The 23,971-nt window shown below is 66.4% G+C and carries 21 protein-coding genes; 11 read left to right on the top strand and 10 right to left on the bottom strand.

From position 1 onward, the window contains the following. The first annotated feature begins 112 nt into the window (after positions 1–112). The gene (locus B4L36_RS04575; RefSeq protein ID WP_292953040.1) at positions 113–634 is read left to right on the top strand and encodes a CAP domain-containing protein; all 522 of its coding nucleotides are present in this window, start codon (positions 113–115) and stop codon (positions 632–634) included. On the opposite strand, the gene B4L36_RS04570 is transcribed toward B4L36_RS04575, so the two are convergent. Continuing rightward, complete coding sequence (locus B4L36_RS04570) at positions 631–2,439, bottom strand: ABC transporter transmembrane domain-containing protein (protein ID WP_292953037.1); 1,809 nt, start codon at positions 2,437–2,439, stop codon at positions 631–633. The two genes, B4L36_RS04575 and B4L36_RS04570, sit on opposite strands and share 4 nt — an antisense overlap. Positions 2,440–2,510: 71 nt before the next feature. Beyond that, complete coding sequence (locus B4L36_RS04565; protein ID WP_292953034.1) at positions 2,511–3,143, bottom strand: 5'-methylthioadenosine/S-adenosylhomocysteine nucleosidase; 633 nt, start codon at positions 3,141–3,143, stop codon at positions 2,511–2,513. A 103-nt stretch (positions 3,144–3,246) separates the two neighbouring features. On the opposite strand from B4L36_RS04565, the gene zapE reads away from it, so the two are divergent. Further along, positions 3,247–4,359: a cell division protein ZapE gene (gene zapE / locus B4L36_RS04560; RefSeq protein WP_292953031.1), complete on the top strand. Its 1,113-nt coding sequence runs from the start codon at positions 3,247–3,249 to the stop codon at positions 4,357–4,359. A 246-nt stretch (positions 4,360–4,605) separates the two neighbouring features. Here the strand turns inward: zapE and B4L36_RS04555 are convergent, their stop codons facing one another. Next, complete coding sequence (locus B4L36_RS04555; protein ID WP_292953028.1) at positions 4,606–5,877, bottom strand: bifunctional folylpolyglutamate synthase/dihydrofolate synthase; 1,272 nt, start codon at positions 5,875–5,877, stop codon at positions 4,606–4,608. Between the two features lie 61 nt (positions 5,878–5,938). Next, entirely contained in the window at positions 5,939–6,883 is a 945-nt protein-coding gene (gene accD / locus B4L36_RS04550; RefSeq protein ID WP_292953025.1) for an acetyl-CoA carboxylase, carboxyltransferase subunit beta, read from the bottom strand. 89 nt (positions 6,884–6,972) lie between these two features. On the opposite strand from accD, the gene cls reads away from it, so the two are divergent. From cls to B4L36_RS04510, 8 genes are all read left to right on the top strand, one after another. After that, the gene (gene cls / locus B4L36_RS04545) at positions 6,973–8,400 is read left to right on the top strand and encodes a cardiolipin synthase (protein WP_292953022.1); all 1,428 of its coding nucleotides are present in this window, start codon (positions 6,973–6,975) and stop codon (positions 8,398–8,400) included. Between the two features lie 14 nt (positions 8,401–8,414). Further along, positions 8,415–8,747: a 4a-hydroxytetrahydrobiopterin dehydratase gene (locus B4L36_RS04540; RefSeq protein ID WP_292953020.1), complete on the top strand. Its 333-nt coding sequence runs from the start codon at positions 8,415–8,417 to the stop codon at positions 8,745–8,747. A gap of 60 nt (positions 8,748–8,807) precedes the next feature. Beyond that, entirely contained in the window at positions 8,808–10,541 is a 1,734-nt protein-coding gene (gene ilvD / locus B4L36_RS04535) for a dihydroxy-acid dehydratase (RefSeq protein ID WP_292953018.1), read from the top strand. Between the two features lie 9 nt (positions 10,542–10,550). Next, entirely contained in the window at positions 10,551–11,333 is a 783-nt protein-coding gene (locus tag B4L36_RS04530) for a DUF6478 family protein (protein ID WP_292953016.1), read from the top strand. A 10-nt stretch (positions 11,334–11,343) separates the two neighbouring features. Next, on the top strand, positions 11,344–11,715 hold the full coding sequence (locus B4L36_RS04525) for a hypothetical protein (RefSeq protein ID WP_292953014.1): 372 nt from the start codon (positions 11,344–11,346) through the stop codon (positions 11,713–11,715). A gap of 108 nt (positions 11,716–11,823) precedes the next feature. Then, the gene (locus B4L36_RS04520; RefSeq protein ID WP_292953012.1) at positions 11,824–12,924 is read left to right on the top strand and encodes a carboxynorspermidine decarboxylase; all 1,101 of its coding nucleotides are present in this window, start codon (positions 11,824–11,826) and stop codon (positions 12,922–12,924) included. A gap of 35 nt (positions 12,925–12,959) precedes the next feature. Continuing rightward, positions 12,960–14,186 carry a saccharopine dehydrogenase family protein gene (locus B4L36_RS04515; RefSeq protein ID WP_292953010.1) on the top strand — a complete coding sequence of 409 codons (1,227 nt, stop codon included), beginning with the start codon at positions 12,960–12,962 and terminating at the stop codon, positions 14,184–14,186. 109 nt (positions 14,187–14,295) lie between these two features. Further along, on the top strand, positions 14,296–15,534 hold the full coding sequence (locus B4L36_RS04510; protein WP_292953008.1) for an AI-2E family transporter: 1,239 nt from the start codon (positions 14,296–14,298) through the stop codon (positions 15,532–15,534). Positions 15,535–15,641: 107 nt separating this feature from the next. Here B4L36_RS04510 and B4L36_RS04505 read toward each other — a convergent pair whose 3' ends face one another. Continuing rightward, positions 15,642–16,079: a pore-forming ESAT-6 family protein gene (locus B4L36_RS04505; RefSeq protein ID WP_292953006.1), complete on the bottom strand. Its 438-nt coding sequence runs from the start codon at positions 16,077–16,079 to the stop codon at positions 15,642–15,644. Positions 16,080–16,428: 349 nt separating this feature from the next. On the opposite strand from B4L36_RS04505, the gene B4L36_RS04500 reads away from it, so the two are divergent. After that, the gene (locus B4L36_RS04500; RefSeq protein ID WP_292953004.1) at positions 16,429–18,582 is read left to right on the top strand and encodes a malate synthase G; all 2,154 of its coding nucleotides are present in this window, start codon (positions 16,429–16,431) and stop codon (positions 18,580–18,582) included. Between the two features lie 316 nt (positions 18,583–18,898). Here B4L36_RS04500 and uvrC read toward each other — a convergent pair whose 3' ends face one another. The 5 genes from uvrC to B4L36_RS04475 all read right to left on the bottom strand — a co-directional run. After that, positions 18,899–20,749, bottom strand: a complete 1,851-nt coding sequence (gene uvrC, locus B4L36_RS04495; protein WP_292953003.1) for an excinuclease ABC subunit UvrC — start codon at positions 20,747–20,749, stop codon at positions 18,899–18,901. A gap of 294 nt (positions 20,750–21,043) precedes the next feature. Beyond that, positions 21,044–21,817, bottom strand: a complete 774-nt coding sequence (locus B4L36_RS04490; protein WP_292953001.1) for an SDR family oxidoreductase — start codon at positions 21,815–21,817, stop codon at positions 21,044–21,046. Beyond that, on the bottom strand, positions 21,814–22,740 hold the full coding sequence (locus B4L36_RS04485) for a calcium/sodium antiporter (protein WP_292952999.1): 927 nt from the start codon (positions 22,738–22,740) through the stop codon (positions 21,814–21,816). Before B4L36_RS04485 ends, B4L36_RS04490 begins: the two co-directional genes overlap by 4 nt. A gap of 105 nt (positions 22,741–22,845) precedes the next feature. Continuing rightward, positions 22,846–23,658 carry a S49 family peptidase gene (locus B4L36_RS04480; protein WP_292952997.1) on the bottom strand — a complete coding sequence of 271 codons (813 nt, stop codon included), beginning with the start codon at positions 23,656–23,658 and terminating at the stop codon, positions 22,846–22,848. Between the two features lie 45 nt (positions 23,659–23,703). Continuing rightward, positions 23,704–23,971: substrate-binding domain-containing protein (locus B4L36_RS04475; RefSeq protein WP_292952995.1), on the bottom strand; the 268-nt coding region annotated here is incomplete at its 5' end.

Here is a 23,971-nt window from a genome sequence, read left to right as displayed (position 1 = left end):
TGCCCGGCTGCGGCTTTTCTGCAACCATTGGTTGAAAACCGGGATGGGATCATCCAGACCCGAGGGACGATTGCCAGGGAAAGTTTGCGAGACGATGACTGCCCGAACGACGATGACCGCGCTTCTGACCGCGACCCTGACGCTGGCCGCCTGTGCCGGGGGAACGCCGTCTCCGAAGGGCGGCGATCCCACCGATGTGCAGGCCACGGCGCCGGGCAAGGCCACCTGTCCCGCCACATCGCAGGCCCAGAACCGGGCGGGCGCCGAAGCGACGAACGGCATCCGTGGGCGTTCGGATCTGCCTCCGGTTCGCGCGAACATGCTGCTGGCCGAAGTCGCTGCACAACATGCCTGCGACATGGCCAAGCGCGGTCGCATGACCCATGTCGGCAGCACGACCACGGGGCCCGGTCCGCGCGTGAAGGCGCGCGGCTATGCGCCGATGCTGACGGCCGAGAATATCGCGGCGGGCCCGTTCGATCTGCCCCGCGTGCTTGGCGAATGGAACAATTCGCAGGGCCACCTGCGCAACATCCTGATTCCGCAGGTGCGCGACTACGGCATCGGCCAGGCCATCGCGGCGGATGGCAAGACGCGCTTCTGGGCCGCGGTCTATGCCGCGCCGCGCAACTAGGCCGGCTCTTCCTCGGCGGGGGCTGCGACGCTGCCTTCGGTAAACTGCATTCGTGCCAGCCGGGCATAGAGGCCGCCTTGCGTGACCAGGGCTTCGTGGCTGCCTTCGGCCACGATGCGGCCGCGATCGAAGACGATGATCCGATCGGCTTTTTTCACCGTGGCCAGCCGGTGGGCGATGACGATGGTGGTGCGGCCCTGCGCAAGATCGTTGACTGCCGCCTGAACCAACGATTCGGATTCGGCGTCCAGCGCGCTCGTCGCCTCGTCCAGCAGCAGCACGGCTGCGTCGCGCAGGATGGCGCGGGCGATGGCGACCCGCTGACGCTGACCGCCCGACAGCATCACGCCGCGTTCGCCAAGCGGCGTGTCATAGCCGTCCGGCAGCGCGGCGATGAAGTCGTGGGCATGGGCGGCGCGGGCGGCCGATTCGACCTCTGCCGGGCCGGCCTCGGGACGACCGAGGCGGATGTTGTCCAGCACCGAGGCGGCGAAGATCACCGGCTCTTGCGGAACCAGCGCCATGCTTTTGCGGAAATCGTCGCGGCGCATGTCCCGCAGGTCGATCCCGTCCAGCGTGACCCGGCCCGTGCCGGGATCCCAGAACCGCTGGATCAACTGGATCACCGTGGTCTTGCCCGCCCCCGACGGGCCGACCAGCGCCACCGTCTCGCCCGGCCGGATGGTCAGGTCCACCCCGTCAAGCGCCGAGACATCGGGCCGCGTCGGATAGTGGAAACCCACCCCCTCCAGCGCGATCCGACCCTTGACCGGGCGCGGAAGGGGCACGGGGCTGGCGGGATCGGTCAGCGCATCATGGGCGCCCAGCAATTCGGCCAGACGCTCGGTCGCGCCGGCGGCGCGCTGCAATTCGCCCCAGATTTCCGACAGCGCGCCGGTGGAGCTGGCCACGAGGATGGCATAGATGACGAACTGCACCAGTTGCCCGGCGGTCATCACGCCCTGGCGCACGTCGCGCGCGCCGACCCACAACACGCCGATCACGCCGGCGAAGATCAGGAAGATCACGATGGCGGTCATCAGCGCGCGGGTGCGAATTCGGGTCAGCGCCACGTCATAGGATTGTTCGGTCACGCCGTCGAACTGCGCGATGCTGCGCGATTCATGGGTGAAGGCCTGCACCGTCTGCGCCGCCAGCAGGGTCTCGGAGGCGGTGCCGGACGAGGACGCGATCCAGTCCTGATTGGCGCGCGAGAGGGTGCGCAACCGACGGCCCAGGACGATGATCGGGATCAGGATCGCGGGCACGATCAGCAAGACCAGCCCCATCAGCTTGACCGAGGTGAAAGCCAGCATCGCCATCCCCCCCGCGAGGATCAGCATGTTGCGCAGCGCGATCGACAGGGACGAACCGATCACCGACTGGATCAGCGTCGTGTCGGTGGTGATCCGCGACAGGATCTCGCCCGTCATCACGCGCTCGAAAAAGCCGGGGCTGAGGGTGACGACACGGGCAAAGACCGCCTTGCGCAGATCGGCCACGACCCGTTCGCCCAGTCTGGTGACGAAGAAATAACGGGCCGCCGTGCCCAGGGCCAGCAGCGCGACGATGGCCAGCGCGGCGCCGAAATACTGGTCCAGCAGACCCGCGCCGTCGTCGAAATTGTCCACAACGCGGCGCACCGCCAGGGGCAGGACCAGGCTGATGGCCGAGGTCAGGACCAGCGCCGCCAGCGCCACCGCCAATTGCCCCCGATAGGGCCGGACAAAGGGCCACAGGGCGCCGAGCGCGCCCACCCGTCTGCTGGTTGGACGGTCCTCGATGATCTTCGCGCGGCGTGCCATGTCTGCTCGTTCCCGGCCGATTTTCCCGGCCCCGGTCTAGGCCCGGGGGCGGACGAGGACAAGGCGGCGGCTCAGAGCCTCAGCGCGCCCCCGGACAGCGCGCGCTCCAGCCTGTCCACGGCGCCGGCCAGTTTCGCGTCGATGAGATGCAGATATTGCGTCCAGTCCGTCAGGTGCCGCAATTCCTGTGCTCCGTCCGAAATCCCGCGCAGGCCGATCAGCGGAATATCGAAATGCTGGGCCGCGCGCAGATGGGCGAAGGTTTCCATGTCCACCATGTCCTCGGCGATGCTTTCATAGGCGCCGCCGCTGACGATATTGCCGCCGGTCGAAAGGCTGGCCTCGGGCAGGCCGGGGATGCGCAGGGGCAGGTCGAGACGGGCGGGCAGGTCCGCGAACGGCGTGCAGCCGCGCTGAAATCCCAGGGGCGAGGCATCCATGTCGCGATAGGCGACGCCGCTGACCTGATACAATCCCGCTTGCGGCAGACGCGCCGACCCGGCCGAACCCAGCGACACGATCAGGCACGGCCTGTTCGTCATCGCGGCCAGCGCGGCGGTCAGGCGGACCGCGCTTTCGACCGGACCGACTCCGGTGATCAGCGGAGCGATGCGCGATCTCAGCGCCGACCCGTATTCGGCCTCGGCCGCCATCACGAACAGGACCGGTCGGCCGGCGATCGTGTCAGGGCGCGGATGGTTCATGCGCAGATCCTTGGCAGCAGCGCGGAATGCGTGCCATGGCGGCAGATCACGGTCAAGAAGGGCCTTGCGGCGCGATCCGGCAATGTGGCAGGTGCAGGCTGGAATGGGCAAGGTCAGCGATCTTTACCGGCAGCGCGTGGCGGAGGGGCGGCTGAGACCCGATCCCGCGCAAGAGGCCGTGCTGCCGCATCTGGATCGGGTTCTGGCCGATCTGGGCGACGCCGGCGCCGCCCCAAGCCGGCCGAAATCGGCCTGGCGCGCCTTTCTGGGCGTGGGCCATCCGCAGCAGGCGGCGCGGCCGGGCGCGACGGGGCTTTATCTGTGGGGCGGCGTCGGGCGCGGCAAGTCGATGCTGATGGACCTGATCGCCGAGGCGGCGCCCGAACGCAGCCGCCGCGTTCATTTCCACCAGTTCATGCAAGAGATCCAGGATGGATTGAACGAGGCGCGCAAGCGCGCCGATCAGGACGCGGTGCGCCCGGTCGCAATGCAGGTTGCGCGCGAGGTCCGGCTGTTGTGTTTCGACGAGATGCAGATCACCGATATCGCCGATGCGATGATCGTCGGACGACTGTTTCAACTGCTGTTCGATCAGGGTGTGGCGGTCGTGACCACCTCGAACCGGGTGCCCGAGGATCTCTACAAGCACGGGTTGAACCGACAGCTTTTCCTGCCTTTCATCGACCTGATCCGCAAGCGGATGGAGGTGGTCTGCCTGGACAGCGACACCGATTACCGCCAGGGCCGCACGACCGGCGGGCCGGTCTGGTTCTGTCCCGCCGATGCCGAGGCGCGCAGTCGGATGGACGCGATCTGGCGCGACCTGACCGACGCTGCCGCGCCCGAACCGGGCGAGATCCAGATGAAAAGCCGGCGGTTCCAGATTCCGGCCCTCGCGGGCAAGGTCGCGCGGTCTGATTTCTGGTCGCTTTGCGGCAAGCCCCTGGGCGCAGCGGATTATCTGGAACTGGCCCGCCGGATCGAGGTGCTGATGATGGACGGAATTCCGCATCTGTCCGCTTCGAACTATAACGAGGCCAAGCGCTTCGTGACGCTGATCGACGCGATCTACGAGGCCCGCGTGCGACTGATCGCCAGTGCCGCCGACGCGCCCGAGCAATTGTATAACGAAGGCGAGGGCAGCTTCGAATTCGAACGCACGGCCAGCCGCCTGCGCGAGATGCAGGATGCCGGCTGGGGCCGGGTTTCGGCCTAGCAGCCCGGCAGACTTCGGATCGTCTGCATCCGGCTGTGGTCGCGATGCCGGATGAAGGGGCGTGCCGCGATCATCGGGCTCCCGACCGGTCGCCGGATCCGGAAGGCACTTCAGCAATTCCGGCTACTCGACCGGAGACAGCGTCTTCACGACCGTCCGGCCGGTGAAAAAACTTTCCATCGGGCGTCCCCGGATGTCAGGGTTTCGACCGGGCCGTGCCATCCGCCGGCGCCGAGCGCGGCCGGCTCAGCCGTTCTGCACAAGAACCCGCCCGGCCAGATACAATGATCCGCAGATCAGGATCCGCGCCCGTGGCCGGGCAGCGGCGATCCGGGCGATGGCGTCCTTCGCATCGGCGGCGGTTGCCGCCTCCAGTCCCGCTTCGCGCGCGATCCGCGCGGTTTCCGCGGCGGGCAGGGTGTTCGCCTCGCCGGGAATGTCGATGGCGGTCAGGCTTTCGGCATGGCCGGAAAGCGGCCGCATGTAGCCTGCGACATCCTTGGTGTTCAGCATCCCGCAGACCAGATGCGTCGGCCGCGGCGGCAGTGCCGCCAGCGTCTGCGCCAGCGCCTCGGCGCCCGCCGGATTATGACCGCCATCCAGCCAGAGTTCGGCCTCGGGGCCTGCCGCCTCGACCAGCGGGCCGCGGGTCAGGCGCTGCATCCGGGCGGGCCATTCGGCGCGGGTGACGGCGGCCAGCGCCTGGGCATCGGTCGCGCCCAGTTGACGCAGGGCGGCCAGGGCGGTGCCCGCGTTCTGAATCTGGTGTGGTCCGATCAGGTTCGGAACCGGCAGATCCCAAAGCCCGTGATCGTCCTGATAGACCATCCCGTCGCGGTCCCGCGCGATCATCCAGTGCTGGCCATGGGCGAAAAGCGGCGCGGTCAGGCCCGAGGCGCGGGATTCGATCACGCGCAGCGCAGGATCGGGCTGGGGGCCGGTAACGCAGGGGATGCGGGGCTTGATGATGCCTGCCTTCTCGGCGGCGATCAGATCCAGCGTGTCGCCCAGGTATTGCGTGTGGTCGATGCTGACCGGTGTGATGACCGTCAGCTGCGGCCTGGCGATCACGTTGGTGGCGTCCAGCCTGCCGCCAAGGCCGACCTCGAGCAGCGTGTAATCGGCGCGCGTCCGCGAAAAGGCCAGGAAGGCGGCGGCTGTCGTGATCTCGAAGAAGGTGATCGGCTGGCCGTCATTCGCCGCCTCGCATTCGCGCAGGGCGGCGGCCAGGTCAGGCTCGCCGATCAGATCGCCCGCCAGCCGGATGCGTTCGTGGAACCGCGCCAGATGCGGCGAGGTATAGGCATGGACTCGCGCGCCCCCGGCCTCGAGCCCGGCGCGGATCATCGCCAGGGTCGAGCCCTTGCCGTTGGTTCCGGCGATGTGGATCACCGGCGGGATGCGGCGTTCCGGGTGATCCAGTGCCGCGAGCAGACGCCACATCCGGTCCAGCGACAGGTCGATCACCTTGGGGTGCAGCGACAGGAGGCGATCGAGAATGGCGTCGGAATGATTCATGGTCGCACGCACCGGGGGCCAGCCCCCGGACCCCCGGGGTACTGGGACACGGAGAAAGGGCTCAGCCGCCGGATTTGACCGCCCCGGCGGGTTCCGAAGCGGTCAGCACGGGCGTTTCGGCCGGGGCGGGCGGCGGCAGATCGGCCTTGGTCGGGGCGGGCATCCCCGACAACATCCGCAGGATCGAGATCAGTTCGTCGCGCATCCGCTTGCGGTGGGTGACGCGATCCAGCATTCCGTGTTCCAGCAGATATTCGGCGCGCTGGAATCCCTCGGGCAGCTTTTCGCGGATGGTCTGCTCGATCACGCGCGGGCCGGCAAAGCAGATCAGCGCATTGGGTTCGGCGATCTGCACATCGCCCAGCATCGCATAGGAGGCGGTGACGCCGCCCGTGGTCGGATGGGTCAGCACCACGACATAGGGCAGCCGCGCCTCGCGCAGCATTTCCACCGCGACGGTGGTGCGCGGCATCTGCATCAGCGACAGGATGCCTTCCTGCATCCGCGCGCCGCCCGCCGCCGAGAACAGCACCAGCGGTCGTTTCAGCTTCACCGCCCTTTCGGCGGCGGCGATGATGGCGTTGCCGACATACATCCCCATCGACCCCGCCATGAAACTGAAATCCTGGGCTGCCGCCACGATCGGGGTGCGGCCGATCTCGCCCTCGGCGACCAGCATCGCCTCTTTCTCGCCGGTGGCCTTCTGCGCCGCGCGCATCCGGTCGGGATATTTCTTCTGATCGCGGAATTGCAGCGGATCGGCGGTCGGTTCGGGCACCTTGACCTCGACGAAGGCGCCGCCGTCGAACAGCGCGCCAAAGCGGTCGCGGGGCGTGATCGCCATGTGGTGATCGCAACTGGTGCAGACAAACAGATTGTCGCCGAGTTCGCGGTGAAACAGCATGGTCCCGCATTCGGGGCACTTGGTCCACAGGTTCTCGGGCACTTCGCGGCGGGAGAACAGCGAATTGATACGCGGACGAACGTAATTGCTGATCCAGTTCATTCGGGGTCCACCTTGGCTGGTTCAGCGCCCCAGATAGGCCGCGCGGGGGGGAATTGCAATTGCCCGGCGGGGCAGGAATGATGCGCCGCATGTGGGCTTCGTTCCTTCTTGTTCTCTATGCGACGATCACCCTGGCCTTCATCGGGCGGGTTCTGATCCGGCCGCGGCTGGACCCGTCGGTGCGGCTGGCATGGATCATGGTGATCGAGGCCGTTCCGCTTGTCGGGATCGCGGCCTATCTGCTGTTCGGCGAGGTCAGGATGAACCACGCGGAGGTGCAGCGGATGGCCGATGTGCGCGACCGGCTGACGGGCCTGCGCAGCCAGACGCCCAGCCTGCTGGCCGAACCGCCGAATTTCGCCCGCCCCGTCGCCGCCGCGAACGAGGCGGTGGGCGGGATGCCGGTTCTGGGCGGCAACCGGGTCGCGCTGCTGGAGGAAAGCGACGACGCGATCGACGTCCTGGTCTCTGCCATCGACCGGGCGCAGGATCATGTCCATATCCTGTTCTACATCTGGCTGCCCGATCTCAGCGGGCGCAAGGTGGCCGACGCGGTTGCCCGCGCAGCCCGCCGCGGCGTCGCCTGCCGGGTGATCGTGGATGCCCTGGGCTCGCGCGGGCTGGTCCGGTCCGAGGCATGGCGCGAGATGTCCGAGGCCGGGGCCGAATGCGTCACCGCCTTTCCCTGGGGCCTGCCCTTCGTCAGCATCCTGTTTCGCAGGCTGGATCTGCGCAATCACCGCAAGATTCTGGTCGTGGACAACAAGATCGCCTTCACCGGCAGCCGCAATTGCGCCGACATGGCCTTTGCGATCAAGCCGCGCTTCGCGCCCTGGATCGACGTGCTGATGCAGGTGGAGGGGCCGATCGTGCGGCAATTGCAGTCGGTCTTTCTGGGCGACTGGATGAGCTATACCGGCCGCGACCTGGGCGACATGCTGCCGGTCGTGCCCGCCGCGGGCGATCCGGGCATCGATCTTCAGATCGTGGCCACGGGACCGGACCGGCGCGCGGGCAGCATTTCGGATTGTCTGTCGGCGATGCTTCATGCGGCGCGCGACCGGGTGGTGATCACGACGCCCTATTACGTGCCCGACGCGGCGCTGGATGCAGCCATCCGGGCGGCGGCGCGGCGTGGCGTCGAGGTGGTGATGATGCTGCCCGCCCGCAACGATTCCCTGATCGTGGGCGCCACCAGCGAAGGCTTCTATTACGGGCTGCTGGCAGCTGGCGTGAAGCTGCATTTGTTCCAGGGCGGTCTTCTGCATTCCAAGATCATGACCATCGACGGGCGCATGGCCATGGTCGGCAGCGCCAACCTGGACCGACGCAGCTTCGAACTGAATTACGAGGTCAACATGGCGATCTTCGACCGTGGCTTCGTCGGCAGGATCGACGAGCGCCAGCGAAGCTATGCCGAACGCTCGCGCGAGATCACGCTGGACGAAGTGCGCGGCTGGGGACTTCTGCGCCGGCTGCGGAACAATCTGCTGGCACTTGCGTCTCCCTTGTTGTGAGAAAGGAGGCGGCGATGACCGATCTGGCGAAAAGAACCTGCAAGCCCTGCGAGGGCGGCACATCGGCCATGGGGCGCGACGAGGCGGAAGGGATGCTGGCCGGGCTTGAAGGTTGGCGCCTGTCCGGGGACGCGTCGTCGATCCGGCGGCATTTCGAGTTCAAGGGCTTTCTGAAGGCGGTCGAGATGGCCAACCTGGCCGCCTGGCTGGGCAACAAGCAGGGCCACCATCCCGACATCACCTTCGGCTATGGCTATTGCGACGTGACCTTCACCACCCATGCCGCGGGCGGGCTGACCGAAAACGACTTCATCTGCGCCGCCCGGCTGGACGCGCTGGTCGCGTGACGCTTGTTCCGCTTCGCCCGGCAGGCTATCCCGGAGCCATCGCCGACGAGGGAGGGACGGATGACCGACCAACGCTTTGACAAGTCGCGGCTGCCCAGCCGTCACGTCACCGAGGGCCCGGCCCGGGCGCCGCATCGCAGCTATTTCTACGCGATGGGAATCTCGGAGGACGAGATTCACAGCCCCTGGGTGGGTGTCGCGACCTGCTGGAACGAGGCCGCGCCCTGCAACATCTCGCTGAACCGGCAGGCGCAATCGGTCAAGCAGGGTGTCAAGAAGGGCGGCGGCTGCCCGCGCGAATTCACCACGATCACGGTGACTGACGGCATCGCCATGGGCCACGAGGGGATGCGGTCCAGCCTTGCCAGCCGCGATGCCATCGCCGACACGGTGGAACTGACCATTCGCGGTCATTGCTATGACGCGCTTGTGGGCCTGGCGGGCTGCGACAAGTCGCTGCCGGGGATGATGATGGCGATGGTGCGGCTGAACGTGCCCTCGGTCTTCATCTATGGCGGCTCGATCCTGCCGGGCAAGTTGAACGGGCGCGATGTCGTCGTCCAGGACGTGTTCGAGGCGGTGGGCCAGCATCAGGCCGGCAACATGACCGACGCGGAACTGGACATCCTGGAACGGGTGGCCTGTCCCTCGGCCGGGGCCTGCGGCGGGCAATACACCGCGAACACGATGGCTTGCGTCAGCGAGGCGATCGGCCTGGCGCTGCCGAATTCCTCGGGTGCGCCGGCGCCCTATGAATCCCGCGATCAATACGGGCTGGCCTCGGGCGAGGCGGTGATGCGGCTGATCGAAAAGAACATCCGCGCCCGCGACGTGGTGACGCGCAAGGCGCTGGAAAACGCCGCGCGCGTGGTCGCCTGCACGGGCGGATCGACCAATGCCGGGCTGCATCTGCCCGCCATTGCGCATGAGGCGGGGATCGATTTCGACCTGTTCGATGTCTGCGACATCTTTCGCGACACGCCCTATTTCGTGAACCTGCGACCGGGCGGCGAATATGTGGCCAAGGACCTCTACGAGGCGGGCGGTGTTCCGGTGGTGATGCGCGAATTGCGCCGCGCCGGGCTGATCCACGAGGATTGCATGACCGCAACCGGCCGCACCATCGGCGAGGAACTGGATCTGGTCGATCGCGACATCGACGGCAAGGTGATCCATTCCGTCGCCACGCCCTTGTCCGCGACCGGCGGCGTGGTCGGGTTGAAAGGCAACCTGGCGCCGGACGGGGCGATCGTGAAGGTCGCGGGCATGGCGCCCGAAGATCAGGTCTTCACCGGCCCCGCGCGGGTCTTTGAAAGCGAGGAGGAGGCTTTCGCCGCCGTCCAGCGCCGGGACTACAGCGAGGGCGACGTGATCGTGATCCGCAACGAAGGCCCGGCGGGCGGGCCCGGCATGCGCGAGATGCTGGCCACGACCGCCGCCTTGTCGGGTCAGGGCATGGGCAAGAAGGTCGCGCTGATCACCGACGGCCGCTTCTCGGGCGCGACGCGCGGATTCTGTGTCGGCCATGTCGGGCCCGAAGCCGCGCAAGGCGGGCCCATCGCGCTGCTGCGCAACGGCGACATGATCACCATCGACGCGGTGAAGGGCGAGATCGGCGTCGATCTGTCCGACAGGGATCTTGCCGCGCGCAGGGACGCGTGGGGCGGGTCGCGCCGGACGGATTACGCCTCGGGCGCGCTGTGGAAATACGCGCGGCTGGTGGGCGGCGCGCGATGGGGCGCGGTCACCCATCCCGGCGCGGCCGAGGAAACCCATGTCTACATGGATCAATAGAGGCCGGGCATGATCGGTTGGCAGGGCTGGAGGTCGCGACGCGGCCGGCAGTCGGCCGGCCGGCAATGGGCCGCGCTGGCCAACAGCGCCATGCAGGGCCGCCGCGCGCCGGATCCCGACCTGCGCGACGAGGCGCTGGCGCTTCATGCCGACCTGCGCCGCTTTCTTCAGCACAGCGATGCCAGCCCTTCGCGCGCGCGCGACGATCTGCAATTGCTGGACCTGCCGCCGGGGACAGACTGGCGCTGGCGGCCGATGACGCTGCGTGGCCGGATCGTTCCTGCAGCCTTGGTCGCGCCGGAAAACGGCCAGCGGTTCAGCGACGAGGTGGTGCTGTGGCACGATTGCGGCCATCGCGCGGCGATCCTGCGGCAGGTCCGCAACCGGCAGGGCACCGATCTGGCGCATTACGGCCTGTCGCTGGAAGTGATGGGATTCTCGGGCGGGTATCTGTCCTTGTCGCTGGATCTGCCCGATGCAATGCAAGAGGATCTGGGCCGCGATCACGTGCTGCGGGTGGACGCGCAATTGTCGGCCGAGAGGGCGATGACCGTCTACGGCCGCATCAACATCGCCCAGGGTCCGGACACGGCCAGCATGTTGCGGCAGCTTGGCCATCCGATCGAGGGGCGGAACAATCCGCGGGTGGTCGAATTCGACCTGGCCTATGCCGATCTGGCGGGACGACCGGCCGACAAGGTCTGGCTGGATCTGATCTTCGAGGCCCCGGCGATGAACGCGGTCACGCTGACCGATCTTGTCATGTCGCGCCATCCGCGCGCGCAGATATAGGAAGCGACGGATGCATTTCGACAGCCACGGAATCGCCGGCGGAATCTGGCGCGGCACCCTGACCGGCAGCCTGCCCGGACGGTTGTGCATCGCCCATGAGGGCGAAGTCGTGGCCGAGGCGCGGGCCACCGGTCCCGATGGCGGGCCGTGGCAGATCGAGGTCGAACTGCCCGGCAGTGTGATTTCGGACGGGATCACGTCGCTTTTACTGCTGGCCTGCGAGGCCGGGATGGCGCCCGGCCCGGGCGCGCCGGTCCTGGGGCGGCTGGACCTGCGGGCCGGTCAACCCCTGGCCCAGGATGTGCTGGCCGAGATCGCGCTTTTGCGGGCCGAACTGGAACTGATGAAACGCGAATTCCGTCGCCTTGCCGCCGGTGGCTGAGCGGGCGCCCGGCGTCACGGCTGTGCCGCACTTTCTTGCGAAAAGCGCCCGATCTGTCTATATCCCGCCTTTCTCTTTCGCCCTTCGGGGCCTGGACACGGAAACGCCATGACCGATCTGCCGACGCCCTATTATCTGATCGACAAGGCGGTGCTGCGCGGCAACATGGAAAAAATTGCCCGGTTGCGCGAAAGATCCGGCGTCAGGGCGCTGCTGGCGCTGAAATGCTTTGCCACCTGGTCGGTCTTCGATGTCATGCGCGATTTCATGGATGGGACCACCTCGTCCTCGCTGTTCGAATTGCGGCTGGGGGCCGAGGAATTCGGCAAGGAAACCCACGCCTATTCCGTCGCCTGGGCCGATCACGAGATCGACGAGGCGATTTCCCATGCCGACAAGATCATCTTCAACAGCCTGGGCCAGCTTGACCGGTTCGGCGACAGGGCAGCGGCGATCACGCGCGGGCTGCGGCTGAACCCGCGCTTTTCGACCAGCGGCTTCGATCTGGCCGACCCGGCGCGTCCCTTCAGCCGCCTCGGCGAATGGGACATATCCCGTCTGGAGGCCGCGATGGACCGGATCAGCGGCGTGATGATCCACTACAATTGCGAAAACGGGGACTTCGACCTGTTCGATCACCAGTTGACCCGGATCGAAACCGAGTTCGGCGACATCCTGCAAAGACTGGACTGGGTCAGTCTGGGCGGCGGCATCCATTTTACCGGCGAGGGCTATCCGCTGGACCGGCTGGCCGACCGGCTGGCCGCCTTTCAGGACCGGTTCGGCGTTCAGGCCTATCTGGAGCCCGGCGAGGCCAGCATCACGGGGGCCGCGTCCTTGCAGGTCAGCGTTCTTGACCTGATCGACAATGGCAAGAAGGTCGCGATCGTCGACAGCAGCATCGAGGCGCATATGCTGGATCTGCTGATCTATCGCGAGACGGCCAAGCTGCCGCAGGACGGCGACCACGAATACCAGATCGCGGGCAAGACCTGCCTTGCGGGCGACATTTTCGGCGAGGCGCGCCTTGCCCGGCCGCTGAAGATCGGCGACCGGCTCGGCATCGCCGACGCGGCCGGCTACACGATGGTCAAGAAGAACTGGTTCAACGGCGTCGCCATGCCCTCGATCGCGATCCGCGAAGAGGACGGAACGATCCGCCTTGTCCGCAGCTTTTCCTATGACGATTACAAGTCCAGCCTGTCCTAAGGCGACCCGTTCTCTGCCCCCGAAAGGAGTTGGAATTGGCCAAGAAGAATGTCCTCATCATCGGCGCGGGCGGCGTCGCGCAAGTCAGCGCCCACAAGGTCGCGCAATGGGCGGCCGAATTCGGCGACCTGCACATCGCCAACCGCACCCAGGCCAAGGCCGACGCCATTATCGCCAGCCTGCGCGGCAAGGGGCATGACATGGCCTTTGCCAGCCATGCGCTGGACGCGATGGATCCCGATGCGGTCGAGGCGCTGTTGAAACGGATCGAGGCCGGCATCGTCATCAATGTGGGCACGGCCTTCATCAACATGTCGGTGCTGGAAGGCTGCATCCGGGCAGGCGCGGCCTATATCGACACCGCCATCCACGAGGATCCGGCCAAGGTCTGCGAGACCCCGCCCTGGTATGCCAATTACGAATGGAAGCGGCGCGAGGATGTCGAGAAGGCAGGCATCACCGCGATCCTTGGCGCGGGTTTCGATCCGGGCGTCGTCAACGCCTATGCCCGTCTGGCCGAGGATGAATATTTCGACCGGATCGAGTCCATCGACATCGTGGACATCAATGCCGGCAGCCATGGTCGCTGGTTCGCCACCAATTTCGACCCCGAGATCAATTTCCGCGAATTCACCGGCACGGTCTATTCCTGGCAACAGGGCGCATGGCAGGAGAACCGGATGTTCGAGATCGGCCGCGAATGGGATCTGCCCGTCGTCGGCAAGCAGAAGGCCTATCTGTCCGGCCATGACGAGGTGCACAGCCTTGCCGCCCGCTACAAGGACAGCGACGTGCGGTTCTGGATGGGCTTCGGCGACCACTACATCAACGTCTTTACCGTGTTGCAGAACCTGGGCCTGCTGTCCGAACAGCCGGTCACGACCGCCGAGGGGCAGCAAATCGTGCCGCTGAAGGTGGTCAAGGCGGTTCTGCCCGATCCGGCCAGCCTTGCGCCCGACTATACCGGCAAGACCTGCATCGGCGATCTGGTCAGGGGCAGTCTTGATGGCAAGGCGGGCGAGGTCTTCGTCTATAATGTGGCCGATCACAAGGAGGCCTTCGACGAGGTCGGAAGCCAGGGCATCAGCTTCACCGCGGGGGTGCCACCCGTCGCTGCGGCGATCCTGATCGCGCGCGGAACCTGGGATGTCGGGAAGATGGTCAATGTCGAGGATCTGCCTGCGCGGCCCTTTCTGGACTTGCTGGGCCGGATGGGCCTGCCGTCGCGGGTGATCGACGCCGCGGGCGATCACCCCATCTGACGCCGCGATTGACAAAGATCAGGCCGCGCGGACGGTTCGGAACAATCGGTTCGCATCCTGCGTTCCGGGCCCGGGCGGGGCGATGAATGCGCCGTGGAGGGGGGATTTCATGGTCGGTCCGCAAGGGCACAATTTTCCGCGCACCGGGCGCGAGGACGGTGTGACGCGCGTTCTGGTCAACTGGGCCGTCATCGGCATCTTTCTGATCATGGCCTTTGGCGCTGTCGCAGCCGCCCGTGATTTCCTGATGCCGGTGACGATGGCGATTCTGTTGTTCTTCGTCTTCACCCCGTTGCGCCGTTTCAACGAACGCCGGGGCATTCCCGACGGGGCGACCGCCCTGCTGGTCACGGTCAGCATCCTGATCACGGTCGGCGTCATCGCCTATGCCGCCAGCGGCCCGGTCAACCGCGCCGCGGCCCGCATCCCCACGATCAGCAGTCAGCTTGAATACAAGTTCCAGAACGTCCGCGATTCGATGCGCGATCTTCAGGAGGCCGCCAAGAAGATCGACGACGCCCAGAACATGCAAGAGGAAGGCGGCGATGCCGCGACAACCGTGCGGGTCCAACAGGAGGGCGAATCCACCTTTGCCGCCGTCCTCAAGCTGACCCCGCAATTGCTGGGTCAGGTGGTCTTCACGCTGATCCTGCTGTTCTTCATGATCGCTTCGGGCGATCTGCTTTATCTGAAAATCGTGCAAAGCTTCGACACGATGCACGACAAGCGCACCGCCTATCTGGCGCTGCGCGAGATCGAGGATTCACTGGGCAGCTATCTGGGCGCGATCACCGTCATCAATGCCTGCCTGGGCTTTGCCGTCGGCCTTGCCATGTGGGCCTGGGGAATGCCCTCGCCGCTTCTGTTCGGGATCGGGGCGTTCCTTCTGAACTTCATTCCCTATCTGGGCGCCATCGCCGGCGTGGGCATCGCGGCCGTGGTGGCGCTGGTGGTGATGCCGGGATTGTTCTGGCCGGCGATGGTGGCAGCGTCCTATCTGGCGCTGACCTCGCTGGAAGGGCAGATCATCACACCCTATTTCGTGTCGCGCCGTCTGCAGATGAATACGGTGGTGGTCTTCATCTCGGTCGCGCTTTGGGCCTGGCTGTGGTCGGTGCTGGGTATGGTGATCGCGGTGCCGGTGCTGGTCGTGATCCGGGTTCTTTCCGAACATGTTCCGGGGTGGGAAAAATTCGGAAACTTCCTTGCCGGGGAAGAGCCTCCCGCGATCGAGGACGAGGATGAGGAAGAGGCGCGCGAAATCGTCGAAAGCGGCGCGCCCGCCGAGGACGAAGAGGCGGCGCGCGCCGTCACCCGGCCCCTTGTCGCCGATGACGGGCGCAACTGAGCAGGGCGCCTCAGGGTCTGCGCATTATCGGGGATCCCTGAACGAACGGGCCGGCGCATCGCTGCACCGGCCCGCCGTCGTGCCAGTCGGGGAGGGAGCGCGGGCGATCAGCCCGCCGGCAACTGGCTTGCGACCTGATTGACCGCCGCCTCGATGCGCTGGCACTGCGATTTTTCGCTGGTGCCCTGCTGCGAGGCGGCGTCCTTCAGCGAAATCTGGGTTTCTCCCAGCGAGACGGTGCCCTGGGTTCCCTTCTGCTCGGCCGCGGCGCCGGCCTGTGCATCACCCTCGGGCAGCATTCCGACCAGCTTCTGCTGCGCGGATACCGCCTCGGCGCCAGAGAAACCCTGGGATTGGCAATATTTCAGAATGCCCAGCTGGTTCCGGGCGGCCTCATAGGCGGCTGCGGGGTCGATCCTGGCGGCCTGGGGCGCCTTCTGCGCGGGCGCGGCGCCGCCACCCTGGGCGGGCGTCTCGGCCGTCTGGGCGAAACCTGCGGTCGCGGCCATCGAAAGGCCGGCAGCGAAAGCGATCTGGCGGAACATGTGGTTCTCCTTTGTCCGTCAAGGGCGCGACACCGGAACGGCGCGCGCTTCCTGCGCGGCCAGAGGTGGCAGCGGCAAGGGCAGAGGAAAACCCCCCGCCGCGCCAGAGGCGGAACCGTGCCGATTCGCCGGTGATCTGCCCGGCGCGATCGGCGGGCGCAGGCCGAAGACCCGGTCTTGCGCGGGACCGCGCGCGAATGTGACCGGTCGCGAGGGGTGAAAAAATCCGCTGAAACCCCCGCTCGCACATGGCGACCTATGGTCCCCGGCGGCTACGGTGCGCTATTGTATACATCGACCGCCGCCGCGCCGCGGCCGCGACCGGCACCGCAGCTACAGGAGGATGACCATGCCCGCCCAGCCTATCCAGCGACACGGACTTGAAATCGATGCGACTTTCGCGACCTTCATCGAGGACGAGGTCCTGCCCGGCACCGGGGTCGATGCCGATCGCTTCTGGTCCGGATATGCAGGGCTGCTGGCGGATTTCGCCGACGAGAACAGCGCGCTGCTGGCCCGGCGTACCGAATTGCAGTCGCAGATCGACGCCTGGCACAAGGCGCGCGGCAACCAGCCCTGGGACGCCGCGGCCTATCGCGAATTCCTGACCCGCATCGGCTATCTGGTGCCGCAGCCCGAACCCTTCACCGTCGAGAATGGCGAGGTCGATCCCGAAATCGCCAGCATTGCCGGTCCGCAGCTGGTCGTGCCGGTCAGCAATGCCCGTTTCGCGCTGAATGCGGCCAATGCCCGCTGGGGATCGCTTTACGATGCGCTTTACGGATCGGACGCGATGGGGCCGCCGCCATCGGACGGATTCGACCCGGCGCGGCGCGATGCCGTCGTGGCGCGTGTCGCCGGATTCCTGGACGACACCTTTCCGCTGGCCAGGGGCGGTCATTCCGACGCCACCGGCTATCGCGCGGATCAGGATGGGCTGCATGTGTCGATCGAGGGGACCGAGGTCGCGCTGGCCAACCCTTCGGCCTTTGTCGGCACCCGGTCCGAGGGCCAGGATACCGCCTTCGTTCTGGTCCATCACGGGCTTCATGTGGAACTGGTCGTGAACCCGAAAAGCCCAATCGGGTCGGCCTCGGCGTCCGGGCTGAGCGACGTGGTCTTGGAGGCGGCGCTGACCGCGATCGAGGATTGCGAGGACAGCGTTGCCGCGGTCGATGCCGAGGACAAGATCGTCGTTTATCGCAACTGGCTGGGCCTGATGAAGGGCGACCTTTCCGAAACCTTCGAAAAGGGCGGCAGGCAGATGACACGCCGCCTGGCCCCCGACCGGCAGATCACCCGGCCCGATGGCAGCACCCTGACGCTGCCCGGCCGCGCCCTGTTGCTGGTGCGCAATGTCGGTCTGCTGATGACGACGGATGTGATCAGGCTGAACGGTCGGGAAACGCCCGAGGGCCTTCTGGACGCGATGGTGACGGTGGCCTGCGCGATCCACGACCTGAAGCGCGACAAGGGTCTGGGCAACAGCCGCGCCGGTGCGATCTATGTGGTCAAGCCCAAGCTGCACGGCCCCGACGAGGCCGCCTTCACTGATCGCACCTTTGCCCGCGTCGAGCAGGTGCTGGGTCTGCCCGCGAACACGGTCAAGCTGGGCCTGATGGACGAGGAACGCCGCACCAGCGCCAATCTGGCCGCCTGCATTCATGCCATCCGCAACCGCGTCGTGTTCATCAATACCGGCTTCCTCGACCGCACGGGGGACGAGATCCATACCTCGATGCAGGCCGGTGCCTTCGTCGGGCGCGACGGAATGAAATCGTCCGACTGGCTTGATGTCTATGAACAGGGCAATGTCCTGATCGGGCTGGCTTGCGGACTGCGCGGCAAGGGTCAGATCGGCAAGGGCATGTGGGCCAAGCCCGATGCCATGGCCGAGATGCTGGAGACCAAGATCGGTCATCCCCGGTCCGGCGCGAATACCGCCTGGGTGCCCAGCCCGACCGCCGCGACGCTGCACGCGCTGCATTATCATCAGGTCGATGTCGCCGCGCGGCAGGCGGACCTGTCCGGCAGCGCCATGCCCGATCTGGACCGGCTGCTGACGCCCGCGCTGATGGATGGCGCACCCGCCGGCCGGGACCAGATCCTGCGCGAGGTGGAAAATTCCTGCCAGGGGATTCTGGGCTATGTCGTCCGCTGGGTCGATCAGGGGATCGGCTGTTCCAAGGTGCCCGACATCAACGACGTGCAGTTGATGGAGGATCGCGCCACCTGCCGGATCAGCGCCCAATACATGGCCAACTGGCTGGAACAGGGGCTGATCTCGCGCGATGAGGTCGAGGACGCGCTGCGCCGCATGGCCGCCAAGGTCGACCGGCAGAACGCGGGTGACCCGGCCTATGTCCCCATGGCGCCGGATTTCGACGGCCCGGCGTTCGAGGCGGCGCGCGATCTGATCTTCGGCGGTGCCGAAAGCCCTTCGGGCTATACCGAACCGGCGCTTCATGCCCGCCGCAAGCAGGCCAAGGCATTGCGGCGCTGAGCCCGCGACGCCTTGGCGATGAGCCCGGGAATGGCCGATTCCCGGGCAGGACGGAACGGCGGACCCAGGCACCGCAAGGCGGGTGCCTGCGGTTGCGCCAGGGAACCCGCCAAGCGGCCTTCGCCGCTCACCCTCACGCTGCGAGCCCCTGACCAGCCGTCAATAGCCGTGCTGCAACATTTGACAACGATATTCACATCGATCCTGTCGAAACAGACAGGGCCGCGGTCGCTGTCAGAACCCTGGCCGTTCCAGTGCGGCCTCCGACCGGTTCACGGCGTGGACGCCACCCTACGTGGCGAGGGTCGTCGGACGATCAGCCGCGCGCGTGGAAATGGTCATAGACCTTCTGCGCCATCGCGGCCGAGATCCCCTCGACCGCCCGCAGATCGGCCAGGCCCGCGCGGCTGACGGCCTTGGCGCTGCCGAAATGCGCCAGCAGCGCGCGCTTGCGCGCGGCGCCGATGCCGGCGATTTCGTCCAGCGGATTGGCCATGACCGATTTCGCGCGCCGCGCGCGGTGGGTGCCAATGGCCCAGCGATGCGCCTCGTCGCGCAGGCGTTGCACGAAATAGAGCACCGGGTCGTTCATGCGCAGCGCAAAGGGACGTTGGTTCGGGCGGTGAAATTCCTCTTTCCCGTGCTCGCGGTCCACGCCCTTGGCGACGCCGATGACCGGAATATCCTCGACGCCCAGATCGGCCAGAATCCCATCGACGGCACTGACCTGTCCGGCGCCGCCGTCGATCAGCAGAAGATCGGGCCAGGCCTCGGTCTGCCGGTCGGGGTCTTCTTTCAGCAGGCGGGTGAATCGTCGTGTCAGCACCTCGCGCATCATGCCGAAATCGTCGCCCGGGGTGATCTCGGTCCCCTTGATGTTGAACTTGCGATACTGGTTCTTGATGAAGCCGTCGGGACCGGCGACGATCATGCCGCCGACGGCATTCGTCCCCATGATGTGGCTGTTGTCATAAACCTCGATCCGGCGCGGGGTCGCAGGCAGATCGAAGGCCTTGGCGACGCCTTCCAGCAGTTTCGCCTGCGCCGCGCTTTCCGACATGCGCCGGCCCAGGCTTTCGCGGGCATTGCGCAGGGCATTTGTCACAAGCTCGAACTTCTCGCCCCGCAGGGGAACCGCGATCTCGACCTTGCGGCCGGCGCGTTCGGCCATGACTTCGGCGGTCAGGTCGGGATCTTCGGGCGCGTGGGACAGCAGGATCTGGCGCGGCGGGGGCTTGTCGTCGTAGAATTGCAGCAGGAACGCCTGCATCACCTCGTCCGGGCTTTCGGCGCCGCCCAGTCGGGGATAGAAATCGCGGTTGCCCCAGCTTTGATTGCCGCGGATGAAGAAGACCTGGATGCAGGCCTGACCGCCTTCCATGTGCAGCGCAACGATATCGGCCTCGGCCACGCCCTTGGGGTTGATGGCCTGGACCGACTGCACGGCGGTCAGTGCCTTGATCCGGTCGCGCAAGGCGGCGGCGCGTTCGTATTCCATCGCCTCGGCCGCCTGCGCCATCTCGGCCGCAAGCTGGGTCTGGATCGCGGTGGTCTTGCCTTGCAGGAAAAGCTCGGCATCCCGCACCAGCCCGTTATAGTCGTCCCGATCGATACGGCCGACACAGGGCGCGCTGCACCGCTTGATCTGGAACAGCAGGCAGGGGCGGGTGCGGCTTTCGAAGACGGAATCGGTGCAGTTGCGCAGCAGGAAGACGCGCTGCAACTGGGTCAGGGTCCGGTTCACCGCGCCGGCGCTGGCGAAGGGTCCGTAGTAATCGCCCTTTTCGGACTTGGCGCCGCGATGTTTCTTGATCTGGGGGAAGTCGTGGCTTTTGGCGACAAGGATGTTGGGAAAGGATTTGTCGTCGCGCAGCAGCACGTTGTAGCGCGGTTTCAACTGCTTGATGAGGTTCTGTTCCAGCAGCAGCGCCTCGGTCTCGGTGCGCGTGGTCAGGAACATCATCGAATGGGTGTCGCGGATCATCCGCGCGATCCGCCCCGAATGACCCGAGGGGCGGGCATAGTTCGAGACACGCGCCTTCAGGTCGCGCGCCTTGCCGACATACAGGACTGCGCCCTGCCCATCCAGCATCCGGTAGACGCCGGGACTGGAATCAAGCGTGCGAAGATAATCCTGGATCAGAACGTGGCCGGTTTTCTGGCTCATGGCGTAAAGAAAGTGATTCCGTCACCCGGCTGCAAGTTTCAATCGGCGATTGCAAGGGCGAACCCGTCCACCATTCCTGTGGATAAGGCTGTGAGTGGAGGCGGCGCCAGCAGGCGTCGGACCAGCATTTATTGCAGTTTGGTAACTTTGCCGAAAGTTTGGGCAGCGGATGGGGGCATTGAAAAACAACGATATTTTCTTTTGACTGCGATCGAAACCCGAAACATTGTGAGTTTTCGGGCGGTTCGCCCAAGATTTGAAGGCAAGGTGCACAAATGGACCGGTGTGGCGCATTCAGCCGGCCTGGACATCGGGCGTCTGCCAGGCCAGATGTTGGCCGCCATCCACGCAGATCAGTTGTCCCGTGACCGCCTTCGCATCGAGAAGATAGCCCAGAGCGGCGACGATATCGTCAGGTTCGGCCCCTCGCCGCAGGATCGTGGCATCGCGCTGAGCCGCGAATTCGGTCGCGGACTGATGCGCCCCGACCAGGGTCGGGCCGGGGCCGATGGCGTTCACGCGGATATGCGGCGAAAGCGCCTGCGCGGCGGTGCGGGTCAGCGCCCACAATCCGGCCTTCGACAGTGAATAGGTCATGAAATCGGGCGTGGGCTTCAGCACCCGCTGATCGACCATGTTGACGATCAGCGCCTGCGCCACGGGCTCGCCGCGGTCGTCGGGAAGGGCGGCCGGGGCCTGCGCGGCGAAAGCCTGGATCAACTGGAACGGCGCCCGCAGGTTCGATCCCAGATGTCGGTCCCAACCTGCCATCGTGGCGCTGTGGATGGTGTCGTGCCGGAAGATCGAGGCATTGTTGACCAGCACCGCAAGCGGCCCCATCGCGGCCGCAATCCGCGGAATCAGATCGGCGGCCGCGTCCGGATCCAGCAGATCGGCGCCGAAACAGCGCGCCTCGACGCCGAAGGCGCGGGCCCGGGATGCGGTGTCACGGGCCTCGTCTTCCGAACGGTTGTAGTGGATCGCGACATCATGGCCGCGGCTTGCCAGCGACAGCGCCATGGAACGGCCCAGACGCCGCGCGGCGCCGGTGATCAGCGCGACGCTCATAGCAGGATCACGACATATGCGGCATAGGCCGCCAGAAAGCCCGCGCCGACAAGCCTGCCGATCGGGATGGCGCGGAACAGGAACGGTCCCATCAGCAAGGCTGCGGCCAGCATCACCCACAGATCGAGCTGCAGCATCTGCGCCGGAACCGGCAGCGGCTTCACCAGCGCGGTGATTCCGAGGATCGCGAGAATGTTGAACAGGTTCGAACCGACGACATTGCCAAGCGCCATGTCCGCGCGCCCGCGCATCGCCGCGGCGACCGAAGCCGACAATTCCGGCAGCGAGGTGCCGATGGCAACCAGCGTCAGGCCGATCACCGCCTCGCTGATGCCGAAAAGCCGTGCGATATCGCCCGCGCCGCCGACCAGCAGATGCGCGCCCGCCGGCAGCGCGATCAGCCCGCCCACCAGCCACAGCACGATCCGGCGCCAGCGCGCGCCCGGCTCGACGCCCTCCAGATCTTCCGCCTTTTCGGTCGATCCCGCGCTGAGCTGGCGCCAAAGCACCAGGATCAGCGCAATCAGCAGCACGGCCCCCTCGATCCGGCCGATCTCGCCGGTGAAGGCCAGCACGATCAGCAACAGGGACGCGCCGATCATCATCGTCCAGCTTTCGCGCAGATCGTGGCCGCGGGTCGGAATGCCCGAGATCAGCGCCGCCGCCCCGAGGATCACCAGCACGTTGGCGATGTTCGAGCCCACGACATTGCCCATCGCGATATCGGTCGATCCGCCAAGCGCCGCCGAGAGCGACACGATCAGTTCGGGGGCCGAGGTGCCGAAGGCCACGACGGTCAGGCCCACGACCAGCGGCGTGATCCCCAGCCGCAGCGCAAGGTTGACCGCCCCCTTGACCAGCAGGTCGCCGCCGAGGACCAGCAGTGCCAGCCCGCCCAGAACCAGAGCGATGTCAACGATCACGAGGCTTGATCCCGAGCAACCTGAACAGGAATTTGCGAAAGCCCGGCCCGCTGACCAGCGCCAGCGCCATCATGACCAGCAGAAACACGATGACCAGCTTGACCATCAGCCGCCGGTCCCGAAACGCTGGAACGCCGCCGTTTCCGCGGCCGCGTCGAAAACCGCTTCGGCCGACAGGCCCAGGCGGCGGAACAGCGATTGTTTCGGCGTGTGGACGGAAAAGCGGGTCTTGTCGCCGAACAGCGCCTTCATCTTGGGCACCAGATGCGCGATCCCGTCAGCCAGGCCCAGATCGACCGCCTCGCGCCCGGCCCAGAATTCACCGGTGAACAGATCGCGCCCATCGGCCAGTTTCGAGCCGCGCCGTGCGGTGACATGGGCCTTGAACGCCGCGTGAATCGGCTCCAGCACCTTGTGCAGACGGGCGACATCCTCGGGCTTTTCCGGGCGGAACGGGTCCAGGGTCGATTTCGATTGGCCCGCGGTGTGCACGCGACGCTCGATCCCCCAGCGGTCGATCAGATCGTGAAAGCCGAACCCGGCAGAGATCACGCCGATCGAGCCAAGGACCGAGCTGTCATCGGCCCAGATCCGGTCGCCCGCGCAGGCCAGCCAATATCCGCCCGAGGCCGCGACATCCTCGACGAAGGCATGGACCGGGGTTCCGGTTTCCTCCGACAGACGCCGGATGCGCGCGGCGATCAGCGATGATTGCACCGGCGAGCCACCGGGCGAATTGATGGACAGGGCCACCGCGACCGGCTTGCCCTTGCGAAAGGCGCGTTCGATCACCGGGGCAAGCGCCGCGTCGTTCAGGCCGCCGCCGCCGCGCCCGGCCATGCCGATGGCGCCGTGCAGGCGAACGACCGAAACGCGCGGTCCGCGATGGATCAGGCGGCTGAGAAACGGAACATGCATGAGGCCCGACATAATGGCGCCGCGTTCCCGCCACAAGCGGCAGGATCAGGACAGCGTGTCGCGGATGGTCTGGCCGGGCATGAAGGTCGGGACCATCTCGACGATGCGGTTTTCGGGCAGGGCATCCTTGCCGGCGACCAGCCTGGCGGCGCGGCGCCCGATTTCGACCCGTCTCGCATCGGTCGTGGTCAGCCTGACCGGCAGCCCATCCAGCAGATCGACGCCATTGAAGCCGGCCAGCCCGATCCGATTGGGGATGTCGTAATTCCGGTCCAGGCAGTAAAGCAGGCCGCCCGCGCCGATCATGTCGTTG

Source organism: Paracoccus sp. UBA889, assembly GCA_002294185.1.
Taxonomy (GTDB): Bacteria; Pseudomonadota; Alphaproteobacteria; order Rhodobacterales; family Rhodobacteraceae; genus Paracoccus.
The sequence above is the reverse complement of the archived record's forward strand: the minus strand, read 5'-3'. Positions and strand labels throughout refer to the sequence as shown.